This is a genomic window from Bacillus sp. FMQ74 (genome assembly GCF_001875785.1).
GTDB lineage: Bacteria > Bacillota > Bacilli > Bacillales > Bacillaceae > Bacillus > Bacillus stercoris.
The window spans coordinates 489,706-502,012 of record NZ_MOEO01000001.1; the positions used below are offsets into that span (position 1 = coordinate 489,706).

Consider the following 12,307-nt stretch of genomic DNA (forward strand, 5'->3'; position numbering starts at 1 on the left):
GTAATAAAGCTTTAAGTTAAAAGGAGAATGATAAAAATGGCACAAAAAACATTTAAAGTAACTGCAGATTCTGGAATCCACGCTCGTCCTGCGACAGTTCTTGTACAAACTGCTAGCAAATACGACGCTGACGTTAATTTAGAATATAACGGCAAAACAGTTAACCTTAAATCTATCATGGGTGTTATGTCTTTAGGTATCGCTAAAGGCGCTGAGATCACAATCTCTGCTTCCGGAGCTGACGAAAACGATGCTCTTAACGCTTTAGAAGAAACAATGAAAAGCGAAGGACTCGGCGAGTAATGCAAGAATTAAAAGGGATTGGCGCTTCAGCCGGCATCGCGATTGCAAAAGCGTACCGGCTTGAAGAGCCAGATTTAACGGTTGAAAAGAAAAACATCTCTGATTCTGAAGCGGAAGTAAGCCGTTTTGATGAAGCGATTGCACGTTCAAAAGAAGAGCTCGAAAAAATCAAAGAGCACGCTTTGAAAGAACTAGGTCAGGATAAAGCTGATATTTTTTCTGCTCACCTTTTAGTTCTCAGTGACCCTGAGCTTCTGAACCCTGTGAAAGAAAAAATCAGCGCTGATTCAGTGAACGCTGAATTCGCTTTAAAAGAAACGTCTTCTATGTTCGTTACCATGTTTGAGTCGATGGACAACGAATATATGAAAGAGCGTGCGGCAGATATCCGCGATGTAACAAAACGCGTAACCGGCCACCTGCTTGGTGTCGAAATTCCAAACCCAAGCATGATCTCAGAAGAGGTTATTATTGTAGCTGAAGACTTAACACCGTCTGACACAGCTCAATTAAACCGTGAGTTCGTAAAAGGATTCACAACTGATATCGGCGGACGCACATCTCACTCCGCCATCATGGCGCGTTCTCTTGAGATTCCAGCAGTTGTTGGAACGAAAGCGGCTACAGGCACGATCCAAAACGGCGTGACTGTTATCGTTGACGGTATCAATGGCGATGTCATTATTGACCCATCTGCGGAAACTGTAAAAGAGTATGAAGAAAAACATAATGCTTATTTAGCTCAAAAGGCTGAATGGGCGAAGCTTGTCAATGAACCGACTGTCTCAAAAGACGGACATCATGTAGAGCTTGCAGCGAACATCGGTACTCCTGATGATGTAAAAGGTGTTCTTGAAAACGGAGGCGAAGCAGTTGGCCTTTACCGTACAGAATTCCTTTACATGGGAAGAGATCAGCTGCCTACAGAAGATGAGCAGTTTGATGCTTACAAAACGGTTCTTGAGCGTATGGAAGGAAAATCAGTTGTCGTGCGGACACTTGATATCGGCGGAGACAAAGAGCTTCCTTACCTGCAGCTTCCTAAAGAAATGAACCCGTTCTTGGGATACAGAGCGATTCGTCTTTGCCTGGAAGAGCAAGAAATCTTCAGAACACAGCTTCGCGCGCTGCTTCGTGCAAGTACATACGGAAACTTGAAAATCATGTTCCCTATGATTGCGACAGTTAACGAATTCAAAGAAGCAAAAGCGATCCTGCTTGAAGAGAAAGAAAAGCTCGTAAAAGCGGGACACGCTGTATCTGATGATATTGAAGTCGGTATGATGGTTGAAATTCCGTCAACTGCAGTCATCGCTGATCAGTTTGCTAAAGAGGTTGATTTCTTCAGTATCGGAACAAACGATTTGATCCAATACACAATGGCAGCTGACCGTATGAATGAACGTGTATCTTACCTGTATCAGCCATACAACCCGGCAATCCTTCGCCTGATTACACTTGTAATTGAAGCGGCACATAAAGAAGGCAAATGGGTTGGCATGTGCGGAGAAATGGCAGGAGACGAGATTGCGATTCCAATCCTTCTCGGCTTAGGCTTAGATGAGTTCTCAATGAGCGCAACGTCTATCCTTCCGGCAAGAACACAAATCAGCAAATTGTCTAAACAAGAAGCTGAGTCATTCAAAGAGAAAATCTTATCTATGAGCACGACAGAAGAAGTTGTTGCGTTCGTAAAAGAAACATTTAAGTAATGTACAAAAACCAGACGGCCTCCGGCCTGTCTGGTTTTTTTCATAAGTAAGGGTATAGAAGGACACAATAACATGGCTAGGAGGGATAGTATGTCAAACCAATTTAACGCAGGAGATACTGTTTACGTGATCTACAGAAATCCGCACGCCGCCAATGTTGCTCACATCAAGGAAGCCGAAATTGTGCACCATCCATACCATGAAGGCGAGCTCTCTCTGTTTATTTATGAAACCTACCATCCGTTTGCAGAGGACGACGCTGTGTTTGCAAGCTATGAAGAAGCTAAATCACTTTACAAAGAATTATTTGATATTGATCCGTATGAGTAACAAGGAAATCATTACAACTCATATCCTTTCCATCTGGTGAGAAAAGTAACATTAGTAAAGGAAAAGGATGTGGCATCATGCAGAACCCATTTGTTCCGCAGCTTGTGTATATAGAACCAAGAGCGCTGGAATATCCGCTGGCTCAAGAATTACAAGATAAGTTTGAGAAAATGGGCATTGAAATTAGAGAAACGACATCCCACAATCAGGTGCGTAATATTCCTGGGAAAAATCATCTTCAGCAATATCGCAATGCGAAATCAACTTTAGTTATCGGTGTCCGTAAAACATTAAAGTTTGATTCATCCAAACCCTCAGCTGAATATGCCATCCCGTTTGCAACAGGCTGCATGGGGCACTGTCATTATTGCTACCTGCAAACAACCATGGGATCAAAGCCTTATATCAGAACTTATGTAAACGTCGAAGAGATTTTGGATCAGGCGGATAAGTATATGAAAGAGCGCGCGCCAGAGTTCACAAGGTTCGAAGCCTCATGTACCTCAGATATCGTAGGAATTGATCATCTGACACACACGCTGAAACGCGCCATTGAACATTTTGGTCAAAGTGATCTCGGAAAGCTTAGATTTGTAACCAAATTTCATCATGTCGATCACCTATTAGATGCAAAGCACAACGGGAAAACGAGATTCAGGTTCAGTATTAATGCCGACTATGTGATTAAAAACTTTGAGCCGGGAACCTCACCTCTTGATAAGCGGATAGAAGCGGCTGTAAAAGTTGCAAAAGCAGGATACCCGCTAGGCTTTATTGTTGCTCCGATTTATATTCATGAAGGTTGGGAAGATGGATACAGACATCTATTTGAAAAGCTTGATGCTGCTTTGCCGCAGGACGTTAGACATGATATAACGTTTGAATTAATTCAGCACCGTTTTACAAAACCGGCCAAACGAGTGATAGAGAAGAATTATCCGAAGACGAAGCTCGAATTAGATGAGGAAAAGCGCCGTTATAAATGGGGCCGTTACGGGATCGGAAAATATATATATCAGAAAGATGAAGAGCACGCACTTCGAGAAGCGCTTGAATCCTATATTGATGCTTATTTCCCTAATGCGAAAATCGAATATTTCACTTAACCGGGCTGTTGTGATGAACAGCTCGCTTTTTTATAGAAAGGATTTTTCCATTCCATCAAAACGCCGTAATTCAATGATTCTGTATCCTCTAAATAATTGTTGACTACACGAATAGGTGAACGCCCGCAACGGAGGAGAAAGGACAGCACAGGGTCGTTTTTCCTGCCTTCCATCACATCTTCAACGTACTGAACAGCGCTGATCTCGTGTGCGTATTTATGATATAAAGGAATGCGTCCGCCGCCGAGAAGGCGCTCCAGCCTTTTATCAACAGTTAGCTCATACATCGTATTCATCAGCCATTTTCCGATTCCAAGCTTTCGATAATGTGGAGAAACAGAAATATCCACTACATATAAAGTATTTCCATGAGGGTTATGATTCTTAATTGATCCGTTGTCTGTTGCTTGCGCCCAAGTATGGTCAGGAGATTGAGGCTCAAATTGTACAATAAGAGCCGTCATGGAACCGATAATTCTGCCATTGCTGAGCGCACATAGAGCGCCTTCCGGAAAGGTTTTGATATGACTGTCAAGCTGGCCCTCAGACCACAGCAATTCTTGGGGAAACGGGGGAGGGAAACATTCTCTTTGAAGAGAAATCAGCCCCTTGATGTCAGTCTCATCGTAGTTTCTGATGGTTAGAGCTTCAAATTTTCTTCCGTTATGCACATATATTTGTTTCAGTATGATCATCACTCTCCTTATGTTGTTTTATTATAACGAAGATTGAATTTTCAGTAAATATATTCCGATATTCTTATAATTTATTTTTTGATTATTCATTTTTCAAACGAAAGGGCCGATATAGAAATTAGGAGGGGATTGGTTTGTTTAAAAAACTTCACATGAAGATTGCTGTTTTTGTTTCGATTATGTTAATCGTCACAGTTGTTCTTTTAATGCTGTCTTCTTATTTGACGCTAAAACCGATGATTACAGAGGATGGGAAAAATACAACTCAAAACGTGACGCAGTCACTTGAACAAAATATTGAATTGCAATTAAAGAGTTATGCCATTTCGTTATCAAGGCTGGCTAATGGGGAATTAACGCATACATTTGTAACGAAACCAAGTAAAGAAGCTGCTCGGCTGTTTAACGATGACATTAAGCAAATCAAAGATAATGATGATTATGTTGCGATGGCTTACATAGGCACCGCAAAAAAAGAAATGTTTACATATCCAAAAGCGGATTTCGCTGAGGATTATGATCCAACGTCAAGACCCTGGTATAAGCTTGCAGCTGAAGCCCCGGATCAAGTTGTTTGGACGGAACCTTATAAAGATGTCGTGACAGGAGACATGATTGTTACTGCATCGAAAGCGATCTTAAATGGGCAAAAAGTGATAGGGGTTGCCAGCTATGACTTGAAACTCTCTGCTATCCAGAGTATGGTCAATAAACAAAAGGTGCCTTACAATGGATTTGCTTTTTTAGCTGATGCGAGCGGCAATCTTTTAGCCCATCCGTCAAATCAAGGAAAAAATATATCAAAGGATCAAACACTGAAAACCATTGCATCCGAGAAAAAAGGGATACAGGATGTGAATGGGAAAATGGTTGTGTATCAAACGATTGGTGAAACGGGCTGGAAGGTCGGAACGCAATTTGATACCGATCAATTAATGTGGATTTCAGATAAAATGAATCGGGCAAATCTTTGGATATCATTGATTGCACTTATCATTACAATTATTCTCAGCTACTTCCTGGCCAAAACGATAACAGGCCCGATACAGCAGCTGATCGCAAAAACGAAAGCCGTTTCCGCAGGCGATTTAACAGTGCACGCGGAATCAAAATCCAAGGATGAAGTCGGTATTTTAACAAGGGACTTCAATCTGATGGTTGAAAATATGAAGGAAATGGTTGAGCAAGTGAGGATCTCTTCAGGGAGAGTATCTGATACCACTGAGCAATTAACGGCTGTCTCTGCAGAAACAAATGAAACAAGCGGACAAATTGCAAAAGCGATTGAAGAAGTAGCTGCAGGGGCATCAGAACAAGCTTCTGAAGTTGAAACCATTAATGAAAAATCAGAAAGCCTGTCAATGAAAATCAGACAAATCGCTGAGGAGGCAGGCGGAATAAAAGAACGCTCAAAATCGTCCGAGGATGCAAGCTATAAAGGACTTGACGCGCTCGGCCAGCTGCTGATGAAGTCAAATGAAGCCAACATGGAAACAAAAAAGGTTGAGACGATGCTGCTGGATTTAGAAAATCAAACTAAGAATATTGAAGAAGTCGTTACAGCGATTTCAAACATATCTGATCAAACCAACTTGCTTGCCTTAAATGCCAGCATTGAGGCAGCCAGAGCGGGAGAAAGCGGCCGCGGTTTTGCCGTTGTAGCCGATGAAGTGAGGAAGCTAGCTGAGCAATCAGCCCTCTCTACAAAGCATATCAGTGAGACTGTGAAGCTTATCCAGCTTGAGACAAAAGAGGCCTCTCATGCAATGGTTGAGGCAAGCAGAATGAATGATGAACAAAATAGTGCCATTCACGAGACTGGAGAGGTATTAAACACGATAACTGCGGAAATGCAGTCACTGGTGCAAGGCATTGATCACATTTACGCAGAAATTCAAAGAATGAGTGAAGAACAGCTCGCGATTTCTGAAGCGATTCAAAGCATTTCAGCCATATCACAGGAATCAGCTGCCGCAGCAGAGGAAGTGAACGCATCAACTGATGAACAGCTGATCACTCTTGATAAAGTCAAACACTCAACAGACACGTTAAAACATGCAAGCCAAGAGCTTATGAACACAATTGCGAAATTCACATTGTAATCCAATTACATTCCCAAAACATGATTTGTTTTGGGAATTTTTTTATTTTAAGAGTCTACTATATGATGAATAGATATGGTAGTCTAGAAAATGAAGGAAAAATGATAAATTTTAACTAAAATCAAAACGAAACATCTGGGAGGAATGACATTGAAGAAAACAATTGGTTTTATCGGCCTTGGAGTGATGGGAAAAAGCATGGCGTCACATATTCTCAATGACGGCCATCCTGTTTTGGTGTACACCCGGACAAAAGAAAAAGCAGACAGCATACTGCAAAAAGGCGCGGTATGGAAAGAAACGGTCAAAGATCTTTCAAAAGAAGCGGACGTTATCATTACAATGGTCGGCTATCCCAGTGATGTTGAAGAAGTGTATTTCGGAAGCAGCGGAATTATTGAAAACGCAAAAGAAGGCGCATATCTTATTGATATGACGACATCTAAGCCTTCGCTTGCGAAGAAGATTGCTGAAGCTGCCAAAGAAAAAGCATTGTTCGCTTTAGATGCTCCTGTTTCCGGTGGAGACGTCGGTGCACAAAACGGAACACTGGCGATTATGGTCGGTGGAGAAAAAGAAGCTTTTGAAGCCTGCATGCCGATTTTCTCTTTAATGGGAGAGAATATTCAGTATCAAGGACCGGCTGGAAGCGGACAGCATACCAAGATGTGCAATCAGATTGCAATTGCAGCTGGGATGATCGGCGTTGCTGAAGCGATGGCTTATGCTCAAAAATCAGGCCTAGAGCCGGAAAATGTCCTGAAAAGCATCACAACGGGCGCAGCCGGAAGCTGGTCATTGTCAAATCTTGCTCCCCGTATGCTGCAAGGCAACTTTGAACCAGGATTTTATGTGAAGCATTTTATTAAAGATATGGGAATTGCGCTAGAGGAAGCAGAACTAATGGGAGAAGAAATGCCAGGCTTATCGCTCGCCAAATCCTTATATGACAAGCTAGCTGCACAAGGTGAAGAAAACAGCGGAACACAGAGTATATATAAGCTTTGGGTGAATTAAAAATACTGCCTGTATCCTGCAGGCAACCATCAGGCTGTCGTGAAAATCTCGACAGCCTTTTTCTGGGCTCCAGGTGGTAAAACAGAAAAATACCACTTGGAAAACTGAGCAGGGTGAAAATAAGAGCATGATTCTATAATCCGACCCCTTAAGAAAGAATCAATAGCTTATCCAATACATGCAAATTAAGAACTATTTTTGCGATGATTTGAACGCTTATTTGTTTTGTTTATTGTCTGAGATGAGATTATGGTGTAATGTTTTTATTTATGACTAAAGCGGCTATTTAGATATGAACGTAAGCATTGCCTCCTATCTCAGAACAGTGAGAATAGGAGGCTTTTTTGCAGATTATATTGAAGGAGGGAATTAATATGAAGCTTGAACAGCAAGAAATAAGTATTTTACATTCTGATTCTGGCCCATACGGGATAGCCATTTCACACGAAGGAAAAGTATGGTTTACTCAACATAAAGCTAACAAAATAAGCTGTATTGATAAGAAGGGCCAAATTCAAGCGTATACGATTCCGACACCTGATGCGGGAGTCATGTGTTTAACGGTGTCTTCAAAAGGTGATATCTGGTTTACAGAAAATAGAGCTAATAAGATAGGAAAACTGACAGAAAAAGGGCAATTTATAGAATATGCATTACCGCATCAACATTCAGCCCCGTATGGGATTACGGAAGGTCGAAACGGCGATATCTGGTTTACTGAGATGAATGGAAATCGTATAGGAAAATTGACGGCAGAGGGCAAGATTTATGAATATGAACTGCCTAATGAAGGATCATACCCTTCTTTTATTACATTGGGTTCAGATCATTCGCTTTGGTTCACTGAAAACCAGAATAATGCTATCGGCAAAATAACTGAATCAGGGGAGGTAACGGAGTTTCCAATTCCGACACCGGGAGCAGGACCAGTTGGTATTACAAAAGGGCATGATGATGAACTGTGGTTTGTAGAAATCATGGGTAATAAGATAGGTAGGATTACGGTTTCAGGTGACATAACTGAATATGATATTCCAACACCAAATGCACGTCCTCACGCTATCGCTGCGGGGCGAAAATCTGATTTATGGTTTACCGAATGGGGGGGAAATAAAATCGGAAGGCTGACAAGTGATCACAAAATTGAAGAATATACAATCATCACACCTCATGCTGAGCCTCATGGAATTGGATGCGATAATGATGGGACAGTATGGTTTGCATTAGAATGTAACAAAATAGGAAAGTTAAGATTAACCAAATAATAGAATAGAGGCCACCCTTTGCACCTTGGACAGCCTCTATTTCCCTATCATAAAATCAAAGAAAGGCTTTAAAGAATGATGTCTTTCTCTGTTCCTCACAAAAAACTGATCTCCGACGAAGCCTATATTGCTCAGACTGAAAATTTTTCCTTTATTGCAAAAAAGGTCAATTCTATCAAAGGCATATTTGCTATTAAAGGTGGAAAACAAAACGGATTGTGAGTGAACAAATTCCCCCTACAATCTGGTTCCAGAATGTAAAGAAACATGCCGCATCCTATCCTTGCTTGGCTGGCGGCTTTTTCTATTTTGCATCAAAAATATGAATACAGCAAAAAAGCTTGCAGAAAAAACATGGTTTTTTCTGCAAGCTGAAGATTACCTGTATCGTACAGGGAATTTTTTATTATTTACCGATGAATTGTTGTGTCCAGATGCTTCCAGACTCAACGTAGCCAACACCGATGTGAGTAAAGTTAGGGTTTAGAATATTTTTTCTGTGTCCTTCACTGTTCATCCAGGCTTTTACTACTTCTTCAGGTGTCTTTTGGCCCTTCGCAATGTTTTCACCTGCTGTTTTGTAGCTGATTCCGAAAGATTTCATCATATCAAACGGTGAGCCGTAAGTTGGGCTTTGGTGATCAAAGTAGTTTTTGTCTTTCATATCCTGAGATTTTGCGCGTGCGGATTTGCTTAACGTTTCATCAATTTGAAGCGGTTTTAAGCCTTGTTTTTGTCTTTCTGCATTTGTAAGCTCAACAACTTTTTTCTCATATGCACTTACAGATGCAGGTGAAGATGTTGTTGTGTTTGTTTTTTCAGCAGTTGCGGGTGCTTTAGAAGCAGTGTTTTGATCAGCAGCTGCTTTTTCAGTAGTCTTTTGCGCCGGTTTTGCCGTTTCTGTCTTTTGAACATCCTGAACCTTCATGTTAGATTGCTTCGCATGTTTTTGAAGCAGCTGCTTAATCTCTTTTTCGTTTGCAGCGTTTAACGTTTTGATATTTGTGTTAATATGCAGTTTTTTCACTGCATCGTTAAGTGACATGTTTTGTACTGTGTTCCCCGTTTTTACTGTTACCACAGACTGGCAGGAGAGTTCTTTCGCTGATGCTTGCTGTACGCCTCCGAATGTGAATAATCCAACCGCAGCGGCAGCAGATAAAACAAATGCTTTCTTCATTAGTTCGTAACCTCCTAGAGTTGTTTGTTTCTACAAAAAAATCATAACATAGCTTTTTTGTCATAAAGACTCCAACACTTTCCTTTGACAAATAGAGATTGTCATTTTCGTAAAGTAAATCCGCTGAATCGCTAAGAATAAAGAAATCAGCGGCATTTATGGTTTTATCGAACTGTTACATATCTTCCTTTTTTTTGAATCGTTAGTTATATTTTAATGTGTTTTTATGTTGACAGCTTTTTTTTACTCCTTTTCGCTGTAACAACTATTACAAAGGTGTTACAATTAATCTCAGTATATGTAAATATATTGAATGATTTGAGAGGGGTAACCAGAAGTGACTGAAATAGGACGTGAACCAAAGAAAAAGAGCAAAGGAAACAGAGCAATCAGAATGAACCTTTTTTTCCTAGCTGTCTTTGTTCTATTCACTGCATTAATTTTTAAGCTCGGGGTTGTTCAAATTGTTGAAGGCGAACAGCATGAAGAAGACGCTGAGAAATCAAATGCAAAAACAGCTTACTATCCTGCGCCTCGCGGGAAGATGTACGACAGAAACCAGAAAGTTGCTGTCGACAACCAGAGCGTTCCGGAAATTGTGTATGTATCAACATCTAGCACAAAAACCGAAGATAAGATCAAAACAGCGAAGCGGCTTGCTTCTTTTATTCATATCGATACCGAATTTTTGAAGGAAAGGGATCTTCGTGATTACTGGATCGCAGCTCATCCGAAAAAAGCCGCCGCTCTGCTTAAGGAATCAGAAAGCAATCTGAAAGGAGACCAGGCTTACAAGCTTCAACTAGAGCGTGTTCCGGATCAAGAATTGAAGGCTATTCAGCAAGATGACGAAGAAATGGAAACGGCTGCGATATATACAAGGTTCTCAAGCGGAAATGCTTACGAACCTCAAATCGTAAAGGCAATGAATCCAAATAAAAGCAATAGCAATGGAAAAAACGGAGCGCTGCTTGATGAGAAGAAAAACTCCTCGCAGAGACCCAAAAATGACTTAACATATGATGAAATTTCAATTGTTTCTGAGCATTTAGAAGAGCTTCCGGGAATCGACATTGTAAACGATTGGACACGAAAATATCCTTATGACAAAACCCTATATTCCGTTTTTGGAGGCGTCACGACACCTGATCAGGGCCTGCTGAGCGACCGGAAAGATTTCTATTTAACAAGAGGCTATGCGAATAATGACAGGGTGGGAAAAAGTTATTTAGAGTATCAATATGAAGATTACTTAAATTCGCATAAAGAAAAAGTGGAATATGTAGAAGACAATAAAGGAAATGTTGTCAGCCAAAAAACCATTGATAAAGGCAGCAGAGGATACGATCTTCAGCTTTCCTTTGACATGGAGCTTCAGGCAAAGGTAGAAAAGATCATTGAAGAAGAAGTGAGAAACAGCCGCGCACGCGGAAATTACATGCTGGACAGAGCTTTTGCCGTAATGATGGACCCGAATAACGGTGATATTTTATCGATGGCAGGGAAAAAGATAGATTTAAAAACCAACAAAATTGAAGATTATGCGATAGGGGCATTTACCACCCAATATGAAATGGGCTCAGCAGTGAAGGGCGCCACCGTGCTAGCCGGCTATCAGGACGGAATTCCGCATTATAAATATTTTGTGGATACACCTCTTTATTTTGCAGGAAGCGGTAACAAGCCTAAGAAGTCCTATATGAATATGGGAACGATTAACGAATTAACCGCACTGCAAAAAAGCTCAAACGTATACATGTTTAATGTCGCCATGCATATTGCCGGTGTTACATACAAGCCGCATGGACCTCTTCCTGCTGATCAGAAAGATTTGAACAAAATGAGAAATTACTACAGCCAGTTTGGCCTGGGAGTAAAGACAGGTATCGATCTGCCGCAGGAATCAGCCGGCATGCAAACTACACCTGATGCGGTGGGAGGGTTAATACTAGACTTGGCAATCGGTCAATACGATACTTACACACCGCTTCAAATGGCGCAGTACATCTCATCCATTGCCAATGGCGGATACCGTATTCAGCCAAGAATTGTTACAAGTGTTCATGAGCCTAGCAATAAAAAGGGCCTTGGGAAGACCATTGAACAAAGAAAGCCAAACATTCTCAATAAAATTAACAACTCAGAAAGTGACATTCAGCAGGTAAAGACTGGGATGAAATTAGTTACCACTTCAGGTACAGCTAGAAATACATTTGCAGAGGATGTTTCCGGAAAAACAGGAACTGCTCAAACATTTTATTACGGAACAAATCGTAATTGGTGGGGAAATAGCACGTACAATCTAACATTTGTCGGCTATTATCCATCTGAAAATCCCAAAGTGGCATTTAGTGTTGTTGTGCCTTCTGTAGCGAACGACCACGACCCGATCAACAAACTCATTGCCAAAAGAGCTATCCACGCCTACGCAGAGCTCGAAAAAAAACACAGTAAAAAATAAAAAACAGGGTGCACAACGAAAAGATTGTGTGCCCTTTCTTTTATTCAAAAATTGACGTTCACCATAAGAATAGAAGGAGAATACTCATTTTCTAGCGAATCATACTAGGTAAAAGTCAATCTGTATATGTCGAAAC

Annotated in this window: 10 protein-coding genes; 8 read left to right on the plus strand and 2 right to left on the minus strand. The window is 41.0% G+C overall.

The window, feature by feature from the left end; all coding sequences use genetic code 11:
• Nucleotides 1–36 precede the first annotated feature (36 nt).
• The 4 genes from BLL41_RS02670 (at nucleotide 37) to splB (ending at nucleotide 3,451) form a co-directional block, all read left to right on the plus strand.
• Nucleotides 37–303, plus strand: a complete 267-nt coding sequence (locus BLL41_RS02670; protein WP_003154654.1) for a phosphocarrier protein HPr — start codon at nucleotides 37–39, stop codon at nucleotides 301–303.
• Nucleotides 303–2,015, plus strand: coding sequence for a phosphoenolpyruvate--protein phosphotransferase (gene ptsP, locus BLL41_RS02675; protein WP_071576702.1), 1,713 nt, complete (start codon nucleotides 303–305; stop codon nucleotides 2,013–2,015). Before BLL41_RS02670 ends, ptsP begins: the two co-directional genes overlap by 1 nt.
• A gap of 90 nt (nucleotides 2,016–2,105) precedes the next feature.
• Complete coding sequence (gene splA, locus BLL41_RS02680) at nucleotides 2,106–2,345, plus strand: splAB operon transcriptional regulator SplA (protein ID WP_003218644.1); 240 nt, start codon at nucleotides 2,106–2,108, stop codon at nucleotides 2,343–2,345.
• Nucleotides 2,346–2,422: 77 nt separating this feature from the next.
• Nucleotides 2,423–3,451, plus strand: a complete 1,029-nt coding sequence (splB, locus tag BLL41_RS02685; protein WP_071576703.1) for a spore photoproduct lyase — start codon at nucleotides 2,423–2,425, stop codon at nucleotides 3,449–3,451.
• On the opposite strand, the gene BLL41_RS02690 is transcribed toward splB, so the two are convergent.
• Nucleotides 3,448–4,146, minus strand: a complete 699-nt coding sequence (locus BLL41_RS02690; protein WP_071576704.1) for a GNAT family N-acetyltransferase — start codon at nucleotides 4,144–4,146, stop codon at nucleotides 3,448–3,450. The genes splB and BLL41_RS02690 overlap by 4 nt on opposite strands.
• A 134-nt stretch (nucleotides 4,147–4,280) precedes the next feature.
• Here BLL41_RS02690 and mcpC point away from each other — a divergent pair, with 134 nt between their 5' ends.
• From mcpC to BLL41_RS02705, 3 genes are all read left to right on the plus strand, one after another.
• A complete protein-coding gene (gene mcpC / locus BLL41_RS02695) occupies nucleotides 4,281–6,248 on the plus strand; it encodes a methyl-accepting chemotaxis protein McpC (RefSeq protein ID WP_071576705.1) in 1,968 nt (655 codons plus the stop codon).
• Between the two features lie 150 nt (nucleotides 6,249–6,398).
• Nucleotides 6,399–7,265 (plus strand): NAD(P)-dependent oxidoreductase, encoded by an 867-nt coding sequence (locus BLL41_RS02700; RefSeq protein WP_071576706.1) that lies wholly within the window; start codon nucleotides 6,399–6,401, stop codon nucleotides 7,263–7,265.
• Between the two features lie 374 nt (nucleotides 7,266–7,639).
• Nucleotides 7,640–8,530 carry a Vgb family protein gene (locus BLL41_RS02705; RefSeq protein ID WP_071576707.1) on the plus strand — a complete coding sequence of 297 codons (891 nt, stop codon included), beginning with the start codon at nucleotides 7,640–7,642 and terminating at the stop codon, nucleotides 8,528–8,530.
• A gap of 406 nt (nucleotides 8,531–8,936) precedes the next feature.
• Here the strand turns inward: BLL41_RS02705 and BLL41_RS02710 are convergent, their stop codons facing one another.
• Nucleotides 8,937–9,710, minus strand: a complete 774-nt coding sequence (locus BLL41_RS02710) for a CAP domain-containing protein (RefSeq protein WP_071576708.1) — start codon at nucleotides 9,708–9,710, stop codon at nucleotides 8,937–8,939.
• Nucleotides 9,711–10,047: 337 nt separating this feature from the next.
• Between BLL41_RS02710 and BLL41_RS02715 the strand changes: the two genes are divergently transcribed.
• A complete protein-coding gene (locus BLL41_RS02715; RefSeq protein WP_071576709.1) occupies nucleotides 10,048–12,171 on the plus strand; it encodes a peptidoglycan D,D-transpeptidase FtsI family protein in 2,124 nt (707 codons plus the stop codon).
• The last annotated feature ends 136 nt before the right edge of the window (nucleotides 12,172–12,307 follow it).

Coding starts and splice junctions, on each gene's coding strand:
- BLL41_RS02670 (WP_003154654.1), top strand. CDS start 37: ATGGCACAAAAAACATTTAAAGTAACTGCAGATTCTGGAATCCACGCT.
- ptsP (WP_071576702.1), top strand. CDS start 303: ATGCAAGAATTAAAAGGGATTGGCGCTTCAGCCGGCATCGCGATTGCA.
- splA (WP_003218644.1), top strand. CDS start 2,106: ATGTCAAACCAATTTAACGCAGGAGATACTGTTTACGTGATCTACAGA.
- splB (WP_071576703.1), top strand. CDS start 2,423: ATGCAGAACCCATTTGTTCCGCAGCTTGTGTATATAGAACCAAGAGCG.
- BLL41_RS02690 (WP_071576704.1), bottom strand. CDS start 4,146: ATGATCATACTGAAACAAATATATGTGCATAACGGAAGAAAATTTGAA.
- BLL41_RS02705 (WP_071576707.1), top strand. CDS start 7,640: ATGAAGCTTGAACAGCAAGAAATAAGTATTTTACATTCTGATTCTGGC.
- BLL41_RS02710 (WP_071576708.1), bottom strand. CDS start 9,710: ATGAAGAAAGCATTTGTTTTATCTGCTGCCGCTGCGGTTGGATTATTC.